The sequence below is a fragment of the Rossellomorea aquimaris genome (genome assembly GCF_008180865.1).
Lineage (GTDB): Bacteria > Bacillota > Bacilli > Bacillales > Bacillaceae_B > Rossellomorea > Rossellomorea yichunensis.
The window spans coordinates 206,205-228,410 of the sequence record NZ_VTEX01000004.1 but is presented as its reverse complement, the minus strand read 5'-3'; the positions used below and the strand labels follow the sequence as shown (position 1 = coordinate 228,410).

The 22,206-nt window shown below is 38.9% G+C and carries 26 protein-coding genes; 24 read left to right on the top strand and 2 right to left on the bottom strand.

The features are described 5' to 3' along the window. From FZC88_RS16505 to FZC88_RS16495, 3 genes are read left to right on the top strand one after another with little or no spacing between them, the layout of a single operon-like run. Window positions 1–858: a DnaD domain-containing protein gene (locus FZC88_RS16505; RefSeq protein WP_148995694.1), complete on the top strand. Its 858-nt coding sequence runs from the start codon at window positions 1–3 to the stop codon at window positions 856–858. A gap of 4 nt (window positions 859–862) precedes the next feature. Then, entirely contained in the window at window positions 863–1,066 is a 204-nt protein-coding gene (locus FZC88_RS16500) for a hypothetical protein (protein WP_148995693.1), read from the top strand. 9 nt (window positions 1,067–1,075) lie between these two features. Beyond that, complete coding sequence (locus tag FZC88_RS16495; protein WP_148995871.1) at window positions 1,076–1,492, top strand: RusA family crossover junction endodeoxyribonuclease; 417 nt, start codon at window positions 1,076–1,078, stop codon at window positions 1,490–1,492. Between the two features lie 76 nt (window positions 1,493–1,568). Here FZC88_RS16495 and FZC88_RS24115 read toward each other — a convergent pair whose 3' ends face one another. Both FZC88_RS24115 and FZC88_RS16490 read right to left on the bottom strand, forming a co-directional pair. Then, window positions 1,569–1,721, bottom strand: a complete 153-nt coding sequence (locus FZC88_RS24115) for a hypothetical protein (protein ID WP_187443667.1) — start codon at window positions 1,719–1,721, stop codon at window positions 1,569–1,571. A 114-nt stretch (window positions 1,722–1,835) separates the two neighbouring features. Further along, the gene (locus FZC88_RS16490; protein WP_148995692.1) at window positions 1,836–2,054 is read right to left on the bottom strand and encodes a hypothetical protein; all 219 of its coding nucleotides are present in this window, start codon (window positions 2,052–2,054) and stop codon (window positions 1,836–1,838) included. 636 nt (window positions 2,055–2,690) lie between these two features. Between FZC88_RS16490 and FZC88_RS16485 the strand changes: the two genes are divergently transcribed. The 21 genes from FZC88_RS16485 to FZC88_RS16390 all read left to right on the top strand — a co-directional run bounded on the left by FZC88_RS16485 (window position 2,691) and on the right by FZC88_RS16390 (window position 22,193). Beyond that, window positions 2,691–2,891, top strand: coding sequence for an XtrA/YqaO family protein (locus FZC88_RS16485; protein WP_148995691.1), 201 nt, complete (start codon window positions 2,691–2,693; stop codon window positions 2,889–2,891). Next, on the top strand, window positions 2,888–3,250 hold the full coding sequence (locus tag FZC88_RS24110) for a hypothetical protein (protein WP_187443666.1): 363 nt from the start codon (window positions 2,888–2,890) through the stop codon (window positions 3,248–3,250). The genes FZC88_RS16485 and FZC88_RS24110 overlap by 4 nt, the downstream gene beginning before the upstream one ends. 122 nt (window positions 3,251–3,372) lie before the next feature. Further along, window positions 3,373–3,873, top strand: a complete 501-nt coding sequence (locus tag FZC88_RS16480) for a sigma factor-like helix-turn-helix DNA-binding protein (protein WP_148995690.1) — start codon at window positions 3,373–3,375, stop codon at window positions 3,871–3,873. Window positions 3,874–4,000: 127 nt separating this feature from the next. Further along, window positions 4,001–4,690, top strand: a complete 690-nt coding sequence (locus FZC88_RS16475; protein ID WP_262371893.1) for a DNA-methyltransferase — start codon at window positions 4,001–4,003, stop codon at window positions 4,688–4,690. Window positions 4,691–4,787: 97 nt separating this feature from the next. After that, window positions 4,788–5,393, top strand: a complete 606-nt coding sequence (locus tag FZC88_RS16470; protein ID WP_187443665.1) for a DUF4145 domain-containing protein — start codon at window positions 4,788–4,790, stop codon at window positions 5,391–5,393. 76 nt (window positions 5,394–5,469) lie between these two features. After that, window positions 5,470–5,904 (top strand): terminase small subunit, encoded by a 435-nt coding sequence (locus FZC88_RS16465; protein WP_148995687.1) that lies wholly within the window; start codon window positions 5,470–5,472, stop codon window positions 5,902–5,904. After that, on the top strand, window positions 5,897–7,180 hold the full coding sequence (locus FZC88_RS16460; protein ID WP_148995870.1) for a PBSX family phage terminase large subunit: 1,284 nt from the start codon (window positions 5,897–5,899) through the stop codon (window positions 7,178–7,180). The genes FZC88_RS16465 and FZC88_RS16460 overlap by 8 nt, the downstream gene beginning before the upstream one ends. 10 nt (window positions 7,181–7,190) lie before the next feature. After that, window positions 7,191–8,633 carry a phage portal protein gene (locus FZC88_RS16455; RefSeq protein WP_148995686.1) on the top strand — a complete coding sequence of 481 codons (1,443 nt, stop codon included), beginning with the start codon at window positions 7,191–7,193 and terminating at the stop codon, window positions 8,631–8,633. A gap of 10 nt (window positions 8,634–8,643) precedes the next feature. Further along, entirely contained in the window at window positions 8,644–9,594 is a 951-nt protein-coding gene (locus tag FZC88_RS16450; protein ID WP_148995685.1) for a minor capsid protein, read from the top strand. Window positions 9,595–9,727: 133 nt separating this feature from the next. Next, window positions 9,728–10,375 (top strand): DUF4355 domain-containing protein, encoded by a 648-nt coding sequence (locus tag FZC88_RS16445; protein WP_187443664.1) that lies wholly within the window; start codon window positions 9,728–9,730, stop codon window positions 10,373–10,375. 15 nt (window positions 10,376–10,390) lie between these two features. Then, window positions 10,391–11,329 (top strand): phage major capsid protein, encoded by a 939-nt coding sequence (locus tag FZC88_RS16440; protein ID WP_148995683.1) that lies wholly within the window; start codon window positions 10,391–10,393, stop codon window positions 11,327–11,329. A 31-nt stretch (window positions 11,330–11,360) separates the two neighbouring features. After that, window positions 11,361–11,687 (top strand): hypothetical protein, encoded by a 327-nt coding sequence (locus FZC88_RS16435; protein WP_148995682.1) that lies wholly within the window; start codon window positions 11,361–11,363, stop codon window positions 11,685–11,687. A gap of 4 nt (window positions 11,688–11,691) precedes the next feature. Beyond that, on the top strand, window positions 11,692–12,024 hold the full coding sequence (locus tag FZC88_RS16430) for a phage head-tail connector protein (RefSeq protein ID WP_148995681.1): 333 nt from the start codon (window positions 11,692–11,694) through the stop codon (window positions 12,022–12,024). A 301-nt stretch (window positions 12,025–12,325) separates the two neighbouring features. Further along, window positions 12,326–12,667 (top strand): HK97-gp10 family putative phage morphogenesis protein, encoded by a 342-nt coding sequence (locus FZC88_RS16425; RefSeq protein WP_148995680.1) that lies wholly within the window; start codon window positions 12,326–12,328, stop codon window positions 12,665–12,667. Window positions 12,668–12,675: 8 nt separating this feature from the next. After that, window positions 12,676–13,065, top strand: coding sequence for a hypothetical protein (locus FZC88_RS16420; RefSeq protein WP_148995679.1), 390 nt, complete (start codon window positions 12,676–12,678; stop codon window positions 13,063–13,065). Window positions 13,066–13,080: 15 nt separating this feature from the next. Next, window positions 13,081–13,626, top strand: a complete 546-nt coding sequence (locus tag FZC88_RS16415; protein WP_148995678.1) for a phage major tail protein, TP901-1 family — start codon at window positions 13,081–13,083, stop codon at window positions 13,624–13,626. Between the two features lie 60 nt (window positions 13,627–13,686). Further along, complete coding sequence (locus tag FZC88_RS16410; RefSeq protein ID WP_148995677.1) at window positions 13,687–14,067, top strand: tail assembly chaperone; 381 nt, start codon at window positions 13,687–13,689, stop codon at window positions 14,065–14,067. 68 nt (window positions 14,068–14,135) lie between these two features. Next, window positions 14,136–14,432: a hypothetical protein gene (locus FZC88_RS16405; RefSeq protein WP_148995676.1), complete on the top strand. Its 297-nt coding sequence runs from the start codon at window positions 14,136–14,138 to the stop codon at window positions 14,430–14,432. 4 nt (window positions 14,433–14,436) lie between these two features. Further along, window positions 14,437–16,878 (top strand): phage tail protein, encoded by a 2,442-nt coding sequence (locus tag FZC88_RS16400; RefSeq protein WP_148995675.1) that lies wholly within the window; start codon window positions 14,437–14,439, stop codon window positions 16,876–16,878. A 12-nt stretch (window positions 16,879–16,890) separates the two neighbouring features. Beyond that, complete coding sequence (locus FZC88_RS16395; protein WP_148995674.1) at window positions 16,891–18,387, top strand: distal tail protein Dit; 1,497 nt, start codon at window positions 16,891–16,893, stop codon at window positions 18,385–18,387. Beyond that, window positions 18,384–22,193, top strand: a complete 3,810-nt coding sequence (locus FZC88_RS16390) for a phage tail spike protein (RefSeq protein WP_187443663.1) — start codon at window positions 18,384–18,386, stop codon at window positions 22,191–22,193. Before FZC88_RS16395 ends, FZC88_RS16390 begins: the two co-directional genes overlap by 4 nt. Window positions 22,194–22,206: the final 13 nt, after the last annotated feature.

The following is a 22,206-nucleotide window of genomic DNA, read 5'->3' as shown; positions in this document are numbered from 1 at the left end:
TTGAATTATCTAAAGGAACTCAAAGCTTTTAAGGATTGGTTGCTACTGAACGATCTTAATACCAGCGCAATTGCGTTATGGCACACACTGATGGCTATAAACAATATGGCTGGCTGGAAAGAACGATTCAATGCGCCCAACTCCACAGTAGAGAAATTAACGGGTCTTTCAAAGCAAGGGCTGGTTAATGCTCGAATAAAGCTTATCGAAAATGAATTGATTGAGTACGAAAAAGGCAAGAAGGGGAAGGCTCCCATCTATAAGGTAAAGTCATTGGTCAACTCAGTTGACCAATCGCTATACCAATCCGATACCCAATCCGTATACCAATATGGATACCAATCCGATGACCAACAGTTGACCATACCTAAACATAAACAAAACAAAACGAAACTAAAAGAAGATGTAGTAGATGATGCGCCTGCATCTCTCAATCCGTTTCAGTTTTACGAGCAAGAGGGGTTTGGGATCTTGGGAGGTTATATACCGCAAAAGATTGTGTCTTGGAGTGATGATCTCTGTGAGGAATTGGTACTGGAGGCCATGAAGATTGCTGTAGAGCAAGGTACTAAGAAATGGGGATATGTTGAGGCGATTCTTAAGAACTGGTCTCAGAAAGGGATTAGAACTTTGGAGCAGTCTCGAGCTGAGCAACAACAATTTAAGGAGCAGAGAACTAAGCGAACACCTGCGAGGTCTTCTGGAAAGGTCAGGCCCATTCGTACTGAGAGATTACCAGATTGGTTTGAGGAGAATAAGACTTATACACAGAATCAACGCAGTGAGTCTAGTGACTATGACTTTGAGAAAGAAAAGGCAAAGCTTGAAGCAGAGCTTTTAGCATTTAAAAGGGGGTAATGAAATGGGTGTTTTATTTGATTCTATTAAGATTAGTCAGGAAACAAAGTCACAGGGGATGATTAGTGAGCTACTTACCATAGGTGTAACTGAAACGAAGAGTGGGACAAGCATTTATGACCTTAATTATTATGATCTAAGGCAAGAATTAGCCATCGCTAAATTTAGAAACAGGAATGTCGAGAGTTCTGAGAATGGGTGGTTTTGAGTAATGAAGATGATTCAGTTTACGGTCTATGGAACTCCCATAGCCCAGGGGAGACCAAGGTTTAGCTCTCAAGGAGGATTTACCAGGGCTTATGATCCTAAGAAGTCTAAGGACTTTAAGAAGTATGTAAAGTTGGTCGCTGCCGAGCACCGCCCTAAGAAACTGCTTGAAGGACCACTTCAGTTGTTTATCAGGGTATATAAGCCAACGTTAAAGAACTTCAGCAAAAAGAAGTTAGCTGCAGCTGAGAGTGGTGAATTAAGACCAGTGACAAAACCTGATGTAGACAACTATGTGAAAGGAATCAAAGACGCTTGTAACCAGATCCTCTGGAAGGATGATAGCCAGGTAGTGGAGCTATTAGCTAGTAAGTGGTATAGCGAGAAGCCTAGGATTGAGATTATGGTGGTACCCATTGAACAATAAACAAACAGGAGAAACGACTATGTGCATCGTTTCTCCTGTTTGTAGAATTAGAAGTTCTAAGATTTCTAAGTAATGATTAGTTTAGGAACGTATTCATTTCTTTTAAATCTATTTTAAGTTGAAGTGCATCTTCAACCAATCTTATGAAGTCTATGGAAGTTCCAACTCTTTTTGAATCTACTAGTATATCCTGAAGCTTTTCTTCTGATAAAACAATTAATGAATTCAATAAAATCACCTTTCTTACGATTATCGAAATAAATGTCTAGGATAATTTTACCGTTAATTACTTAATAATGGAAGAGTAAAATTAAAAACACCACTAAAATAATAAGTGGTGTTTCTAACTTGTTTGTAATAAATTTTCTAATATTGATAAAGCGGAATTTATGTCATCATAAGCTTCTACTCTTTCATTTTGGGTGATCATAAATGATTCAGTTTCCTTACAGTAATAGACCAATATCTCGGAGTCGTTTTTAGAAAAAGACTGAGTAATATCACATTCGGCGTATGTTTGTAAGGTGTTTAATACATTTATTAATTCTTTATGTTTTGACATTTTCTCTGTCTCCTTTCTCTAAAAAGGATAGAATTTGTCTTGTTATGGCTAATTTTAACATATAAAAAACCACTATTTAAGTTACTTAAGGCACAGTACCAATTCATTAATTCTTAAATCTATAACAAGCTTTTATCTTTTAGATTTAACCAATGTGAGTTCAGATACGTGAGCTAGTTCACAATGATATCGATTATCCTTTGATAGCTCTATATATTCACTATTATATATCCAAAACACATAATACTCTTCATCCTTATACAATACTTTATCTCCAATATTAAAAATCATATAATAACTCCTCTACTGAAAACTAGGTATATAATACCACGAAAGGAGTTTGGCGGAATTTAGGGAATTCCTTTAATTGATAACCGTTTAACACATTTTTGTATGAATTCTCTATAGATCAAAATTAGATATTCATCTAGGAATAATTTATATTTGGAAAAAGAAATGAAATAAGGAACCGAGTGACTAGCTCGATTCCTTGCAAAGAGGTTAAAGACATTTCCCATATTATCCTATGCTGTTTTCGAATTCTGGTGTAGATGAAATTATTAATTTTGGAAATGAATAAAAAAGCTAGGATTTCTCCCGGCCATCCAACTTAATTATAACATAGGAGGGGTTCTGGTGAGGTTATCAGATATAGAAATTAATCCTAGTACTTTGAAACTAGAAATTGATATAATGGATAAAGAAGGAAGTTTTGCTGTGGTGGTTTGTGATGGGAAGGCGAAGGTTGCTGTGTTGCCGACTCATGGAGAGACGAAGATTGTTACTCACCAGGGGAAGGTGAAACGGGTTAAGTTTGATGAGGGGGAAGAGTTTTGAGTGAAGACAGGTTTATATGGTTATTAGGAACAGGTTTCATCTTTTCAGCAATTTTAGGATTAATGTTTGATATAAGTCAGGGGATTATGTTAGGTTTATCACTCTTTGCATTTTGTATAACGTGCTCAGATTTTTTCAGACTTCCCAATGATTCCAATATTAATAAAAGTTTCATATATGATTATTATAAATTTTTTCAAGGTTTTTTTATTGCTATATCTATTCCACTATCCATGGGAATTCCCTTGATAGTTAGGGAATTATTTGTTAACTATCAAGAAGTGTATTCTAAGCTATCGTCCTACGTTGCTATCCTTAGTTTAGGGTTAGCTCTTATGATACGGTCAGAACGAAATTAAGAGTCTATAAAAAAGAAAAAAATATTTATAGTTCTACCAGCCAACTGGAGGACACTAATCATTCACCATTTAACCGGTGTAATTGATTGGTGTCCTTTTTATTTACTAAATGAGGTGACTATATGGAAAATCTTTTGTGGAGCTATAAAGAAAATTTATCAAAAGCCAAAAAGATGATTAAAGAAGCTTCTGATCGGGATAAGTCACTGCTTAATGGAATGATAAGAGACCTGCAGTTTGCCATTGAGTGGATGGAAACAGGGAGGCAGCCAGGGAATAAAAGAGGGGTTGAAAGGTTAGCAGCATATCAACGGGAAAGACCTTTTGATCCTTTGTTAATGCAAAGGTTTTTTAGAAGCCAAGAAGAGACTTATGCCTGGGATGAAGCTGAAAGTGAAAGTGTAATCTCTTCTGCAGAACAAGAAATGATAGAAGATGCTTTATCTGTTCTTACTGCAAAAGAGAAAGAAGTATATCTGATGTCCCGTGGTCACTGCTTATCATATAGTCAAATTGCAAATTACTTGTGCATTAGCTCGAGTAGTGTTCAAACAATGATTGAACGATCTGAAAAGAAAATTGCCAAAAGAAGATATGATAGTCTCTTCTGCTTAAGCAGTTGAGCCTATTTTTTTACATTGTTAAACGAACGTACGTTCTGTTATATTAATTGAAGTGAGAATGGAGTTGAGGTTTATGAGGACGAAGGACTTACATAACACAATTATTTTGGGAGATTGTTTGGAACAAATGAATTTAATTGAAGATAAAAGCATTGATATGATCTTGTGTGATTTGCCTTATGGTACGACTCGGTGCTCATGGGACGAAATTATTCCTTTCGATAAACTTTGGGACCAATATGAACGAGTCATAAAAGATAACGGAGCGATAGTCTTAACTGCTTCTCAGCCTTTTACTACTAAACTGATAAGCAGCAACATGAAATTATTTAGGTATGAATGGATCTGGAAGAAGGGAAAGCATGTTACTGGTTTTCCAAATGCTAAGAGAATGCCCATGAAAAACCATGAAAATATTTGTGTGTTTTATAAGAGACTACCTACATATAATCCTCAGGGGATCATTCCTTTGATGCAGACAAAGAGAAGGAAACGGAAAAAGGTTTCTGATCTGATGGCTAATACCGATTCCTTGAAACGTGAGTATGTTACAACTCATAAGAACTACCCAAGAAGCATTCTGGACTATTCTAGAGATTCAAAAACGAAACATCCAACACAAAAGCCGGTTGCTCTATTTGAGTATTTAATAAAGACATATACCCACAAAGGTGAAGTGGTTTTGGATAACTGCATGGGCAGTGGGACAACTGCAGTTGCTTGTTTAAATACGGATAGAAAATTTATTGGGATAGAGAAGGATGAGTTTTGGTTCGTTGAAGCGTTGGAGAGAATAAAATTGGTGAATTTGTCGTAGGAATGCCAATAATTATTGAGAGAAGTTTAAATGTAAAAAAATTTTAAAGGAAAATGTCTCCTCTTGTTGAATGAGTATTCATGAGGAGATGATATTGTTGAAAAATGTCTTACATGGCGCTTGGAACCATAGTATTAGTAATGTAACTAAGGAATCGTATGTTTGTGGATATTGCGGAACAAATGCAGGACCTTCGAAGGGCTTTACGTGTATACAGCAGTTAGGAACTGGAAGTAAGAAAACTACAGGTAATATATATATATGTCCTGCTTGTAATAAGCCAACCTTTATTGATTCTAATAAAAAAGAACAATATCCTGGACCCGTACTTGGTGAAGAAGTTAGTCACTTACCAGATGGGATTTCCGAGTTATATAATGAGGCTAGAGCTTGCATTTCTGTGAATGCCTATACGTCTGCAGTTTTGTCTTGTAGGAAACTATTAATGAATATTTCTGTTTCAAAAGGTGCAGAAGAAGGAAAGAAATTTGCCTGGTATGTTTCATTTTTGGAAGATAATCACTTTATCCCCCCAAATAGCCGAGAATGGGTGGATCATATTAGGCGAAAAGGAAATGAAGCTACACATGAGTTACCAAGTATTTCACGAGTGGATGCAATTGAGTTGCTTGAATTTACTGCTATGTTGCTTCGCTTTGTTTACGAATTCCCAAGTAAAATGGAAAAATACTCAATAAAGTAAACTTAAAAGCATCCAATGGGTGCTTTTCTTCTTTAAAAATCATGCTGAATACTTCGGAGGTGGCAGGTGAGATGCAATGAGACTTACAGAGAAACAAAGACGATTTGCTGACGAATATGTTAAAACAGGAAACATCTCAGGTTCTTATAAAATCGCATATCCAAGTGTAAAAAAAGATACAGCAGCTAGAGCATCAGGAAGTAGGCTGCTAACAAAGGCTAACGTGAGATCTTATATCGATGAGCGGTTAAAAGAATTGAAAAAGAAATCAATTGCTGAACAAGATGAGATTCTTCAATTTCTCACAGCAGTGATGAGGGGAGATCATACTGAACAAATTCCAGTTGGTATTGGAGAAGGTGCCCAGCAGCTGGAAGACAAGGATCCTTTTCTTAAAGATCGTGTTAAAGCAGCAGAGCTCTTAGGAAAGCGATATGTCATGTGGACCGAAAAGCAGCAAGTCGAGACCTTAACCCCTGTATTTGTTGAGGATGTACCTGATGATGACTAAGCAACATAAAATATCCATCAAAAAGAAGATTGGTGGAGGGTACAACCGGTTTTGGAACAACAAGCAATTTTATAGGGTAGTAAAAGGTTCGCGTGGTAGTAAGAAATCAAAGAACACTGCATTAAATTTCATTCACAGAATTATGAAATACTCCTGGGCGAATCTATTAGTAGTCCGGCGATATTCAAACACTAACAAACAATCCACTTATACTGATTTAAAATGGGCAGCCACTCAATTAGGGGTTGCCCATTTATTTAAGTTCAATGAATCAATGCCAGAGATAACGTACATGCCTACTGGCCAGAAGATCTTGTTCAGAGGTCTTGATGATGAATTGAAAATTACCTCGATTACCGTTGATGTTGGGATATTGAGTTGGGCATGGTTTGAAGAAGCTTATCAAATTGAAACTGAAGCTAAATTTCGAACTGTTGTTGAATCAATCCGGGGAAAATATGATGATCCGAACTTCTTTAAACAGATAACAGTTACTTTTAATCCCTGGTCTGAACGACACTGGCTTAAGAAAGTCTTCTTTGATGAAGAGACCCGGGAAAAAGATACGTTTGCGATTACAACGACCTTTCGAGTTAATGAGTGGCTTGATGATGTTGACCGAGCAAGGTATGAGGACTTATATAGAACTAACCCTAGACGTGCCAGGATTGTTTGTGATGGTGAATGGGGAGTAGCTGAAGGCTTGGTATTTGATAACTTCCATGTCAGGGATTTTGATATTCAGCAGAAAATCAAAGAGATTCAGGAAACTGCACATGGTATGGACTTTGGTTTTACGAATGATCCTACTACCTTACCAAGTTCAGTAGTGGACCTGAAAAATAAAGAGCTTTGGATATATGATGAGCATTATGAGAAAGCGATGCTGACTGATGACATCTACAAGATGATTATTAGAAAAGGACTTCTTAAATCAGTCATCACAGCTGACTCTGCAGAACGACGATTGATTCAGGAGTTAATCAACAAAGGTGTTAAAAGGATGAGAGCTTCAGTCAAGGGGAAAGGCAGCGTGAATCAAGGAATCCTATTCATTCAAGGATTCAAGGTGTTCATTCATCCTACATGTGAACATACCATTGAAGAATTTAATACGTACACGTTTGATCAGGACAAAGATGGTAAGTGGTTGAATACACCGATTGATGCAAATAACCATATTATCGATGCATTGAGATATAGCCTAGAACAATACCATTTGGGAGTGTCCAAGAAAGATGATACTTATAATGCTTTAAAAGGATTAGGTTTATAGGAGGTGGAACATGAATCACGTTAATAATTTTGAGCTTGGAGAAGATAAATACAGCAGGACGAAGAAGAGGCGGTTCAGTAAAGAGGCAAATATTCAATATACGTTTGAATCAGCTAATTCGCTGGTCCAAGATACAAGTGAACTTTCTGCCATTCTAAAACATCATATCGAACACCAACGTCCAAGGCTCAATGTCTTGGACAATTATTATCTTGGGGAGAACACGACAATCTCAGTCTCCAAACGGCGCAAAGAAGATGATAAGGCAGATCACCGGGCCAAGCACAATTACGCGAAGTATGTATCTAATTTCATGCAGGGATTCTTTGTAGGTGTGCCTGTTTCAGTCCGCCATAAGGATGAAACCACTCAAGAGAAAATTAATGAAATCAACGAGACGATAGAAGGTGCAGCACTTAATGCAGATATAGTTCTTGATTTATCTATCTACGGTCGGGCATATGAACTGATACACCGGAATCAACTGGATCAAACCAAGGTATATCTATCTTCACCATTAGAAACCTTCTTGATCTATGACACTACTATAGAGAAGAACGTTATTGCTGGGGTCAGATACTTCACAGTTGGGTATGGAGGACAAAGAAAAATTAAAGTCATTCTTTATACAGACAAGAAGATCTACACGTATTTCACTTCGAATATGGGTGACTATAATTTGACGATTGATAGTCAGGTTGATCATCCGTTTGCGGAAGTCCCGATTAATGAACACAGTAACAATCGATTCCGTCAGGGGGATTTTGAGAATGTACTGAACTTGATTGATTTATACGATGCAGCACAATCTGATACGGCAAACTACATGACTGATTTGAATGATGCCATGCTGAAGATACTGGGGAACGTAGATTTAGATCCTACAGAAGCAAAGAAGATGAAAGAGGCGAATATCATCTTCCTTAAGCCAACTCAAAATGCAGATGGCAGAGAGGGCCATATTGAAGCTGATTATATCTATAAACAATACGATGTATCTGGAAGTGAAGCGTATAAAGGAAGGCTTCAAACGGATATTCATAAGTTCACAAATACACCGGATCTAAATGATGAGAATTTCAGTGGCCAACAAACAGGAGAAGCGATGAAGTATAAACTGTTTGGTCTTGAACAGATTCGAATAAATAAGGAGCGTCTCTTCAAGAGATCCTTAAACAGACGTTATAGGCTCATCAACAATGTCATGCACCTGGCGAGCGAAGCGGGCAAAGGGGAGTTTGAAGGGTTAACCTATAAGTTTACTCCAAACCTTCCTAAGAGCACGAAAGAGGCAGTGGAGATGTTCAATGCACTTGGAGGGGAGTTGTCCCAGGAAACGAAGCTGAAGATCATTCCAATGATTGTAGAAAACCCAGAAGAGGAAGAAAAAAAGATATCAGGTGAAAGGGCCGAACAAAGACAATCGATGTCCTCCGAGTATATGAGGAATTGAGGTGTGGTAGATGGCTGATGAAGAATCCTACTGGATAAAGCGTGAAAGAGACAATATCAAGCGTGAGCAAATGAAAGATGAAGAGGTATCAAGAAAATTAAAAGAGATTATTGATCATGCTCTTCGCGAGGTAGAAAAAGAAATCAATGCTTTTTATTCCCGTTACGCAGAAAAAAATACGATATCGTTAGCTGAAGCAAAGAAGAGAGTTTCAGAATTCGATGTTCAATCATATGAAAGAACAGCAGCACGATATGTGCGGGAGAAGGACTTCTCTCCGAAAGCGAATAAGGAGTTATACACCTACAATACAAAGATGAGGATTAACCGGCAGGAGCTTCTGATGATGTATTTGAATGCTCACTTGGTATCGATGACAAATGAGCAGGAAAAGACCTTCCAAGAGTATTTGGAACAAGCAGGAATATCTGAAGTGTTAAGGCAAGCCGGGATATTAGGAGTCAACATGGCAATCACCACTCCAACTCTTAAATCAATTGTAGGAGCCTCGTTTTACGGAGCCAAGTGGTCTTCAAGGATATGGAGAGATATGAAAGCCCTCAGAGAAGAATTGGACGATATTATCAATAGTGCAATCGTTCGTGGTGTACATCCTAGCAAGTATATAAGGAAAATTCGAGAGCGATTTGAAGTCAGTTCATTTGAAGCAAAAAGGTTATTAATCACTGAAACTGCCAGAGTACAAGTGGAAGCCCAAAAGTTATCATATCAGTCTGTCTCAAACGATGAAGAAGTTGAATATGAGTATGTAGCTGTAATGGACGGGAAGACCACAAAGAGATGTGAACTTTTGAATAAGAAAAAATTCAAAGTGAAGGAAATGAAGCCAGGAATCAATGCTCCTCCCATGCATCCTTTTTGTAGGAGTTCAACGGCACTTGTTTTGGGAGACTGGAGAAAGGATTTTTTTGCGAGTACGAAAGAGAAATATACCTTATAAGAATTTGTTCGAGCGCGTCTTTGAGCACCAGACGTTATAAACAGGCTTATTTGTTTTGTTAATAAACGTGTGAGGACGTTAATGATGGGTATATGCGTGTCGTTGCGTGTTCATGGGTTAGGAGGAAATGAAAGTGAAAAAACCAATAAATGTGTTTAATCCAGCAGCTTTTAAGAAACAGCTTGCACCTTTAAAACTAGATCTTCAGTATTTTTCCGAGCCGAATGTCCCGCCTGCGGATCCACCGAATCCAGATGATCCACCAAACGATCCACCCGCAAAGGTTGAGCTTTCGGCAGAGGAACTTCAAAAGAAGATTGAAGCTGAGTCAGATCGTAAGCTTGCAAAAGCTCTTGAGAAGAAGCAGAAGGAATGGGAGTCTCAGCTTGATCAAAGAATTGCTGATGCTAAGAAGGATGCAGAACAATACGCAAAAATGACTCAGAAAGAAAGAGAAGATGCTGAGTACAAGAAGCGCCTAGAAGCACTTGATAAGCGAGAGCGTGAATTAAATACTAAGCAGCTTCGGTCTGAAGTAGAAATAGACTTGAAAGATGAGGGACTGCCGGCAGCTTTTGCGGATTCTCTTATTAAGCTTGAGGACAACGAGAAAATCAAAGAAGCAGTGACCAGTATTAAACAGGAATTCGATGCTGCAGTTAATAACGCAGTAAAGGAAAAGCTTCGTCAGGATCCCCCTGAAACGGGCGGTTCAAAACTAAACAACAGCATTCATACTACAAAAGCAGAAATGGCAAGGAAGAATAGAATCATTAAATAAGAGGAGAGAAATCATATGGGAACAAACCTATTAAAACTTGATCTACAGTACTTTGCACAAACATTTAGCCCAGACAACGTAATGGTTCACGAAGCGAAAGATGGTACGATCCCGGATAAATACAACACAATGATCTTAAATGATGTAATGGAAAATTCCAAGATCATGCAGCTTGGTGTATACGAGGAAATGACGGATAAAGAAAAGACATTCGAATACTTTGCCGAAGGACCTGGGGCTTACTGGGTAGGAGAGACTGAGAAGATCCAAACTTCAAAACCAACCTTGCTGCAAGTAAAGATGACGGCCAAGAAGCTGGGTGTCATTCTACCAGTTTCCCGGGAGTATCTACAATACAGGGTTTCGAATTTCTTTGAAATTATGCGACCTAAAATTGCAGAGGCCTTCTACAAAAAGTTTGATGAAGCAGGAATTCTGAATGTAGCTAACCCATTCACTCAATCGATTGAACAATCAGTAACAGCTGCAGAAAATATCGTTTATGACGGGATCACTTACGACAATATCCTGGCTGTAGAAGATGAGCTTTTCGAGAATGATGTAGAGCCAAACGCATGGATTTCAAAAGTGCAAAATCATACTGCCTTACGCAATGCTCAAAAAGCTGAAAATGGAACATTACAATCATTGTATGATCGTTCAAACAATACGATTGATGGGTTGCCAGCAGTGGATTTAAAAACTGCAAATCTTGCAAAAGGAAATCTTTACGCTGGTGATTTTGATCAATTACGTTACGGTATTCCTTTTAATATTGATTATGCAATTTCAGAGGAAGCACAACTGTCTACTATTACAAATGCAGACGGGTCACCTATAAACTTGTTTGAGCAGGAAATGGTTGCTCTTCGTGCCACTATGGATGTAGGTTTAATGATCATTAAAGATGAAGCCTTTGCTAAATTAGTCCCAGGTCCTGCCCCAGCAGCGTAATAACCACTTATTAAAGAGAGGATGATTAAGAATGCCTTACAAAGTGATACGAGTTTTCAGAGATATAGAAGATAATCACCGTGTTTATCGTAAGGGAGATCCCTTTCCTGCAAAGGGTAAAGTAAGTAAAGAACGGGTCGCGCAATTATTAAGCTCAGAAAATAGAGTAGGTAAGCCGTTGATTGAGCAATTGGGAGTGGAGACAGAAGTAGCCGACCTTGAGCCTGAGAACTCAAACGAATCTTCTGAAGATAGTGAGTTTCCAAAGCATACAGGCGGTCCTTGGTATGTATTGTCTAATGGAGAAAAGATTCAGGGTAAAGAAGAAGCTCTTGCTGCAGAAGCAGAATTGAAGTGATTGAATGACCATCAAAGATAATGTCAAAATCATTGTGGGAATTCAAGATGATCTTCAAGACAGCCAGATTGATAGACTAATCACAAATGTAGAAGCTAGATTGAAAGTCTGGTTAATGCAAAATGCTGGCCTGCCAGGAATACCTGAAGAGTTAATGTTCATTGTTGAGGAGTTGGTGGTGAACCGGTATAACAAAATCGGTAGCGAAGGGATGAAGTCAGAATCCATCGAAGGCAGGTCTGTTACATTTACAGAAGATGATTTTAAGCCCTATCATTCCATCTTAGGAACGTATATTCCTAAAACAGAGACTTCAGGAAAGGTAATGTTCTTTTGATGAGATACTCCAATCGGATCACACTCCATAAAGTTATAGGCAGGGCATATGATCCTTCTGTCGGTAAGACAGTTGTTAGGGTGGATGAAGGTGTCACATTCCCCTGTGACACGTCCCCTATCAGCCTGGAAAGAGTGAAGGTGTTATTCGGTTCCTTAGACAAGCAAATCACCACAGTTAGACTACAGCGACCATATAGACTCAAAGTAGATAAAGCTGTCATCAACGGAAAGAAATATAACGTTCTCCGACATGTTCCACATAGGTCGGAGAGCGTTTTGTTTTTGGAAGGGGTGAGCGATTGGACTTAGATGGACTGGATGCTCTGCTTGCAAAGCTTGACCGAATGAATAGGGACATTGAAGACGATGTCGGAAAAATCGTGAAGAGCAATACCATTGAAATGACCGAAAAGGTAGTTAAGAATGCTGAATTTACCCAAGGGTACCAAACGGGCTACACAAAAAGAAATATTGAAACAAAGATGGTAAGTAAACTTGCCGGAAAGACAATCAGTAAATCCGAACACTCTGGTTACCTTGAATTCGGAACACGGTTCATGGATGCTCAACCATTCATCTTTCCTGGATTCTACAACCAGAAAAAGCAGTTTCTCGATGACATAAATAGACTTGTAAAGTAGGTGAGTAGATGAAGTCACCAAAGATCCAACTGTTTAATGAAGTATTCAATAAATCTATTTCATTGGGATACGACACATACGATTATCTTCCAGAAAAAGATGAGGGAATTCCTTATCCGTTTGTTCATTTAGCAGGTTCGATAGGATCTGATGTCATTAACAACAAAGAAGTGATTACCGGTAATCTATCACAAACCATTCATGTTTGGGAGATTGCAAATAACCGATCGCATTTTGCCGAAATGATCTATAATCTCGAAATGGCATTGCGAAGGCTAACGAATCTTGATAATTACTACGTGAGACTGGTTTCACTTGATTCAAATGAAATATTTGATAATACAACGAATGACAATCTGTTGCATGGAGTTATTCAGGCAGAATACAGAATTACCTAATAAGGAGGTAGAGGCATGGGAAACATTGCAAAAGGAGTACACAAGGTACTCTATTTTCGAAAACTTGGTGAGGCTGCTGAAGGAGCAAAGCTAGTATTTCAAACTGAACACTCAAAGTCCTATTCCCGTGATCGAGAATCAACTGAGACCAAGGATGGAAGTGTTTCAGGTTCAGGGGCACTTGAGGATGAAGTAAGCATTTCAGCCCTCCAGGCAGAAACAGACCCAACATTTACAATGCTCAGTGATTCTATTGTTGATGATTATCCAGTAGAGATGTGGGAAGTGGACTTAGCTGATAGAGAAGAAACAGGGACCGAACCTGATATGGTTACTACCTTTGCTGCAGAATATCGCCAGGGTTATATAACTGAATGGGAAACTACGAACCCATCAGAAGACGATCCTGAGGTGAGTGGGACCTTTGTAACTCAATTTAAACGGCAAAAGGGAAGAGTGACACTGCCTTCAAATGATATCGAAACATTAGGCTATGTATTTCATGACGTCTTAGCTACTGATCCAGCCGACGACGGACTTGGAACACCACCAGAAGCATAATGGGAATTCGGAGGGGGGCTAACCCCTCTTTTAATTTTGATTTTTTAGGAGGAAAAAACTTTGCATATTAACTTTAACGGTAGAGATATTGAACTTTCATTTGGACTTCGAACCCTTACGACGATTGACCGATCCTTGGGTTTAGAGGTGGAGAGTGTGAGCCTGGGTCAAGGATTAGAAACAATGTTGGTTCCAGGTCTTCAATCAGGTAATGTCATTTGTCTTTATAAGCTGATTCAAGCAGCAACTGCACATGACAAGAAAAAACCTACTACTGACGAGGACTTTGAAACGATCTTGAATGATATCGCAGACAGTGAAGGCCTAGATGAATTTGCTCAACGTGTCATGTATGAACTGGGAAAGCAACCTATGACCCGAAAGCTGGTTCCAGAAAAGTATCAAGCAGTGAAAAAAGTGAGCAAAACGACAGAGGGCTAACCTATAACGAAGTAGTTATATATGCACTTCGAAAACTTGGTATAGAGCGATTAGTTGATGTTGAAGAGATGACATTAAGTGAGTTCCATTTTAAAAGGTATGCCCAAGAGTATAAAGAAATAGATGAGGAATACAAACTGCATAAACTTGCTTTTCTCATTCGGAACGCTGAAGCGAAAGTCAATAAAGGGACCGAGAAGAAACCAAAAGAAGAATATGCATTCAAAGATTTCAACGACTTTTTTGACTATGAGGAAGCATTAAAAACTGTTGATCAAGGATTTATTGTACAAAGTACCAATAAGCCTACAAAAAAATTATCCCCTGCGCAAATTGCTCTTCAACGAAATTCTAGAAAGGGGTGAATATATGTCTAACTACTCTGTAGAAGCTGAATTAAAAGCGAATGTTACGAAGTTCAGGAAGGCTATTCAGAAGGCAAGAGACATAACTGAAAAGTTCAAAAGAGATTCAGAGAGTGTAGAAGATACCACATTAGATGCTGATATTCAGCCACTGAAACGTAACATAAAAAATGCAAAGAAAATGATGGATAGATTCACTAAAGGCAAAGTGAAAAAAGAAGTGGACGCGAATACAGTTAGCTTCTTTAAGAAGATCAGCAATTTACAGGCAAAGGCAAAAGCAATTGCTCGAGATAAAATCATCATCCGAGTGGAGGCTCGTGTAGATAAATTCCAACAAAGAATAGATCGTATAGCAAAGACGATTAATTCTGTTGGAACCGTTACAGGTAATTTCTTTAGAGGTGGATCTCTAGCTGCACTTCCTGCATTAGTACCTCTAATTACAAGTTTGGCTGGTGCTCTTGGAGGCTTGACTACTTCATTTGCGGCAGCTGGAACTGGTGCTATTTTATTTGGGACTGTGGCTACTTCAGCTTTAAATGATGTATTCGAAGTTAACAAGACGATTAAAGATTTACGAAACGAGCTAGCTAACACCACTGATTTAGAAAAAAGAGCCGAAATACTAAAAGAGATTGAGAGAGCCCAGGCGAGTTTATCAAATGAGCAACAAAGAGGCTTAAAAGCACTCCAATCTTTCAGTAAGTTTTGGGGGAAGTTTACGAAGCAATTTGAAAAGCCTGTAATGGACATTTTTATCCGGAGCTTAAATCAGGTACAGTCGTTACTTCAAAAATTAAAACCTGCATTTGACGAAGCCATTAGCGGAGTGGACATATTATCTAAAAGTCTGGGGCAATCAATAGAAACAAAAGAGTTTAAGGAATTCATTAGCTTTTTAAACAAAAATGCAGGTCCAGCGATGGTAGCTCTAGGAAAATCATTCGGGAATACTATGCGAGGAATTATGAATCTAATGGTTGCATTTACACCATTATCTATTGATATGCAGGGTGGACTGGTCGGCTTAACAGATAAGTTTGCTAGGTGGTCTGCTACATTAGACGAATCAAAAGGATTTCAGAACTTTATTCAGTATGTCAGAGAAAACGGACCAAAGGTAATGGCACTAATAGGTAATATCACTAACTTTTTAGTACAGCTGGGAATTGGTATGGCCCCTCTAGGTTCAAAAATCCTTGATATAGTTAACGGGTTTTTAAGTTGGTCTTCAGAAATGATGAAGGCTAATCCATTGATTGCTAAAGTCATTACCATGATCTTGTCACTAAGTGGAGTTTTGTTATCTTTAACACCTCTTATCATACTAGTTAGAACAGCTTTCGGTGGTATGGCTACATTTATATGGCTTAAAACAGGAATGATGCGAGCCGGTTTAGTTACAGGCATTCAGATGATGATAAAGTCTTTAGCTCAATTCATTTTATCAGTAGTCACTACTGTCGCTCAGTTTATTGTTCAATCAGCCATCTTTATTGCCAGGTGGACCTTGATGGGGGCACAGGCACTAATACAAGGTGCTAGAATAGCAGCGGCTTGGCTACTTGCAACAGGTAAAAACATGGTGATTGCATTGTCTAAGGTGGTAGCAACTTCAGCTATCTTCGTTGCAAAGTGGGCATGGATGGGAATTCAAGCATTATTTCATGCTGCCAGGATGGCTGCAGCCTGGTTTATTGCCTTAGGACCGGTTGGATGGGTGATTGCTGCGGTAGTCGGGTTAGTGGTGTTAATCATTGCAAACTGGGATAAAGTCAAAAAATGGACAGTGAAAATTTGGTCTGCAGTTTGGAATTGGATTAAAGACATATCAAGTAAAATCAAAAATTGGGTGTCAGATAAGTTTGGAGCTTTGAAAAATACAGTGAATGAAAAAATGTCTGCAACTTGGACGATTATTAAAGCTATTTGGAGTAACATATTAAGCTATTTTAATAGCATTGACCTCTATGAATCTGGTAAAGCGATCATTCAAAGTGCTATTGATGGCTTGTCAGCAATGAAGGGAAAGATCCTGGGAACAGTTGAAAATATAGTTGGTGCTGTCCGTGATTTCTGGCCATTTTCTCCTGCAAAAAGAGGACCTTTGAGTGATATTCATAGAATGGATTTTAAAGGGCCCATTAAAACATCCATTGAAAAAGCGAAAGCTCCACTTGTAAGAGCAACGACAAAACTTGCAGGTGGTGTGAAAGAAGCTTTTAACCCTAGTCTATCTGTCAATCGCTCACGAATCAGAACAGGTTTAAGAGGACTGAAAAAGAATAGCACTACTCAGGTGAAAAGCGCAATAAATGCAGAAGTTCAAGTCACAAATAAACAACCTGCTCAAATAAACCTGCAGTTAGGTAGGAAAGCATTCAAAGCTTTTGTAGAAGATATTACAGAAGTGCAAGATAGAAACGTACATTTTCAAAGTTAAAGGAGGTACTTTATGTATGAGTTTGTAGATTTTTCAGAGCCTGGTACTTTAAGTACCTCTCTATCCATCCAGACTATTTTTAATGGAACCAATCTTGATGAAGTTTTATCAGATCATTTAGGTAGTTTTACAACTCTAACAGTCTCGGGAAGAAGTAACCTGAGTAATCGGATCAATGCGTTTGAAATCCCTGGAAGAGAAGGGCTTATGGAATCGAGTGAAGTGACTAGTAAAGAAAAAGAAATCACGATTAAATATAAGATTTCTGACACTACAAATGAAGGATTCCGTCAAAGGTATAACCGATTAAATGCCTTGCTAAAAGGTTCAAAAAAAGAGCTACTATTTACAGATGAAGATGCTACTTTCAATGCAACCCTATCCTCAAACGATGTACCAGAAGAGAATTCAAATATATTAATTGGGAGTATCACTTTCTTCTGCTCTGATCCAAATAAATATGGCAGATTAAAAGATCCCATTTTCACAAACTTAGCCAGTCCGATTACGCTGCATAATGGGGGTACAGTGCCTACTCCACCAACATTTCGATTTGTTCTTTCTCAGTCAACAACTTACCTTGACATCATTGGAGATGAAAACTACATGCGGATTGGTCGTCCTGTGAGTGTGGATCAAACACCATTTCAAAAGTACACTAAGATATTAAAAACAAATGGAGAAAATATGACAGGCTGGGCCAATGCATTGTTTGCACCTGACGGAGGAACCAATTCAGGCACCATGAATGCGGACGGTCTTGATTATTACGCTTCAGCATATGGGTCAGGTACTTCTTGGCATGGACCTACCAAGTCTCGTTCCACATTAGAAACTGCTTCTGATTATCTGATCAGGGCATTTTTTAATGTGGGTAATAATCCTTCCCAGCGAGCCCGTACGGAAGTCTATTTACTGAATGCCTCCAGTCAGGTAATAGGGAAGGTATCGGTCGTCCTTCGGAAGTCCACTGGCGGTGTTGATGTGGAAATCAACCTAAGGAATGGAGCAAACTCAAAATACATCGTCTCAATGGATTGGACCTATTCAGACTTCTTTGGATATATGGACTTAGAGAAAGAGGGGACCGATTTTAAATTCTCTATTGCGCAGCAAGGGTTACGTGAAGACGGTTCAAATTACACCAGGCATAAACAAACATTCAGTTTTAACGATTTGAACAACGAGTTTCAACAGGACTTAGCTGCGGTTGGAATGCACATAGGAACACATAGTAATTTTCCTGCACCGTCAAAAGCAAGAATTCGCTTAATTGAAGTGTACAAGATTAATACTGAGCCTGAAGGAATCCCATACATTGGAGAAGCTGGGGATGTATTTGAGTTTAATCATAAAGAATCTAAGATTTATAAAAATGGTGATCCATTCACCGGTAAAGATTTTGGAGCGCGTTTCTTTCATCTGCAGGAAGGTGATAACGTTTTTGTGATTAATCCTTCTAATGTGGTTTCGGAAGTCCAGGCAATATGGAGGGATGCTTTTCAATGAGTATCATACACATACTCGATCATCAAAACAGTGAAATTGTGGGTTGGATTACTAGTGTCTCCTATGACAGCCATCAGAGTTCTCTTGATAATGATGAGAAATACGAATTTATTGCACCGGTAACAGAAGAAGATCTTGATAAGATACAAGGGAGATCCCGACTCCTCATCCCGGCTGACGAAGGGGATTACAGAGAATTCATTGTATATGAGAAAATCGACTTAACTAAACAGGGAGAGGTAGAAATATATTCAGACGCTTCATACTACGACCTTCGAAAACTAAAAACCATTCATCCACAAGTAAGGGATGGCCAAACTGTAGAATCTGCCGGTGAATTTGTCCTTGAGGGAATAAAGGGGTGGGAATTAGGAATTACCGAATATAGTGGCATTCGTAAGTGGATCATTGATAAAGACCTGGATGCTTACGATGCGTTAAAAGCCATTGCTTCTTTATTTGATTGTGAGATTCGGTTCAGAGTCACGATATCAGGAAATAAGGTAACAGGTAGATATGTAGATATTGTTAAAAGGGTTGGCCAAGACTCTGGAAAAGAAATCGTGGAGGGTAAAGATCTTCTTGGTATTAAACGTAGACTATTGGCCAAGCGAGTAGTCACTGCACTGATTTGCTTAGGACCTGAAAGGGAAGACGGCACCCAATTAAAGGTTACTGTCACTGATGCGGCAGCCTTTCAGAACTGGAATTGGCAGGGGCAGCATCTTGTAGAAGTATATGAACCTCAATCTACTGACACAGAAATGACGGAGGAACGTCTTACGCAACTCGGCGAAGCGGAACTTAAAAAGAGAATCACTGCAGCTGTCGAGTATGAAGCAGAAGGAGCTTCCCTAGATCATATTTTTGGTTACGATCACGAAGTGGTCCATTTAGGCGATTCAGCCAAAATTAAAGATGAGAAGTTCAACCCTCCGATGTATTTAGATTCGAGGGTTATTTTTGTTGACCGGTCTATCTTTGATAAGTCCAAGAAGAAATATAAATTGGGTGAAGTCATTGAGTATAAAAAAGAAGATGTATTTCGCGTTTGGAGAGACTTGCAGGATCTTTATGCGACAAAGGTCTTTAAATCACCAACTCCCCCAGAAGGGAAGAGCAATATTATTTGGATAAAAACAGGAGGAACTGTGGAAATTGCGCATACATGGAATCCTGAAATGAGGAAGTGGGTTCCTACAGGAGGAAGCTTATATACATGGGTCATGTATGCGGATAATCAAAATGGTGAAGGAATCTCACCTTCTCCGCTAGGGAAAGCGTATGTTGGTTTTGCCTACAATAAAACGGAAGAGACCCCTTCTATGGATCCGACGGATTATGAATGGATGTTGCTAAAAGGAGACCAAGGTGTTCCGGGACCGCCGGGCGAAGAGGGGCAACCGACATATACATGGATTAAGTATGCTGATGATGCTAGTGGAAATGGTATGAGTAACAATCCCACTGGCAAAAAGTATGTTGGTCTATCTCCTAATCAATCGACTGAAGTGGAGAGTAATGATCCTACAGACTATAAATGGGTTCTAGTCAAAGGTGAAAAGGGGGATAAAGGTGAAATTGGACCTCAAGGACCTACTGGACTGCAAGGCATCCAAGGACCTAAGGGAGACCAGGGGATTAAAGGAGCCACAGGAGCTGACGGGAGAACGTCTTACACTCACATAGCTTATGCGAATAATTCCACGGGTACAAGTGGATTCTCAGTAAGTGAATCTAATGGTAAAACCTATATTGGTATGTACACTGACTTTTCATCTACCGATAGCGTGAATCCTTCAATCTATAAATGGTCCTTAATTAAAGGAGCTGACGGATCACAAGGCATTCAAGGACCACCAGGCTCAAATGGACAGACCCCATACTTTCATACAGCTTGGGCGAATAATTCTACTGGAACAAGTGGATTTTCTACCACAAGTGCTTCAGGTAGACAATATATAGGCACCTATACAGATTTTACTTCTGCTGATTCAACAGACCCTTCAAGGTATACATGGGTACTAATTAAAGGGGACAAAGGAGATACAGGGGATCGTGGTCCTACTGGACCGACAGGACCTGGGGGAGAGCAGGGGGAGCCAGGATTGAAGTTGAATTGGGTAACTTCAGCGTATGGAAAAGTCGATGCTCAAGGAAGGATTTATAAAGAAGGTGGAACATCCTGGTATGAAGGTGCTTATTCAATTGAAAGTTATGTTGGTGGGTGTTTCTTAAGCTTTAAACCTGCCCAAACAAATAATTCAATTATGTTTGGGATCGATTCCTCAGCGGATACAGCAAACTATTACTATTACAACATGGATCATATGTTTTATCTAAAAAATGGTGGGACATTTGAGACCAGATATAATGGTGGAAATTCCATTGATCACGGATCTTACTCGGCAGGCGACAGTTTCGTCATTATTTATGATGGAGAAACCGTTAAGTATTATCATAATGGAAACCTTAAAAGAACTATAAGTAAGAGTCCAGATATTAGTTTCTCAGCGATGTTTTCTGGTTCCTCAAGTAAATCAAGTTATCAGATATATGACATATTCTTTTCTCCTTCTGGTTCAAGAGGTCCTAATGTGGTGGATGAACACACCACGTTTGGTGTTGATTGGCTAGAAGCAAATATGATCAAATCTTTGAATGGTTTAAACATAAATAATCAGTTCGAGGTTGATGGTTCTGGTAATGTATCATTTTCAGGACATCTAAACGGAGCAACAGGAAGCTTCTCAGGAAAGCTAAACTCCTCTCAAATGGAGGTTGGTCCATTAAACAATGAGTCAGGGTCCCCAACTATTTTTGGACTTCAATATAACAATACAGCCGATGGTGGAAATACTTTTTACACGGACGGTATTATGGCTTTTGAAGGATGGGCCGGAGGGTTAACAATCTATCATCGTAAAGACGGTGGAGGAGTAGATTATTTAACAAGATTTAATGTAAGTGCTAGGTCAATGGATTTAAAAGGTGGTCCATTTTCTGCTGACAGTATTATTTCTAGAGGAAATATTGAGGCGTTAGAAAGGGTTGTATCGGGAAGTGACATCTATTTTAATAACAATGCTTTAATTGCTTCAGGAAGTGGTACAAATACTGACCATTTATGGCACGATGATGGGGCAAACGCTTGGCATTTTGTTTCCGATTCGAGTTATAAAGCTAATGGAAATTCAAAACTATACGCAGGATCTTTAGTTTTCCCTAATGGTGTCGAGATAGATCCATCTAGTGGACATGCAAGGTGGAAAGCCGGTAATGGAAACTATATTTATCAAAACGGATCGTCAACCGGTAATAGAAGAGGTTCAATGTATTTCTACTTTGACGACATCATTGGTGTTGAGATCTATAAGAAATTTGAAGATTATGGTCACATGGCTTTTGTACTTGGCGAAACAACCATCCAAGGCTTAAACGGTTCAACACCTGCAGCACAAATACGAAATAGAGCAAACACTGCATACGCACGTATTGATGCATCAGATTTTAGGACTGTATCAGATGAGCGATTGAAAGAGAACATAATTGAGTTCGAGAAAAATGAGATTCTTCAAGAGTTTTTAAACATCACACCGAAACAATATAGTCTCATCACAGATGAAACCCATACAATGAGGATTGGATTATCTGCCCAAGAAGCTCCAGAAGAGGTCAGAAGTGATTTTGGGGATGAGTTAGGTATTGACTTATATGCCATGAATACTTACCTCTGGAAAGTCTTACAGGAAGCCGTAAAAGAAATCAATATGTTGAAACAGGGGTGGCATAGCCACATGAATTAGAAAGGAAGTTCTT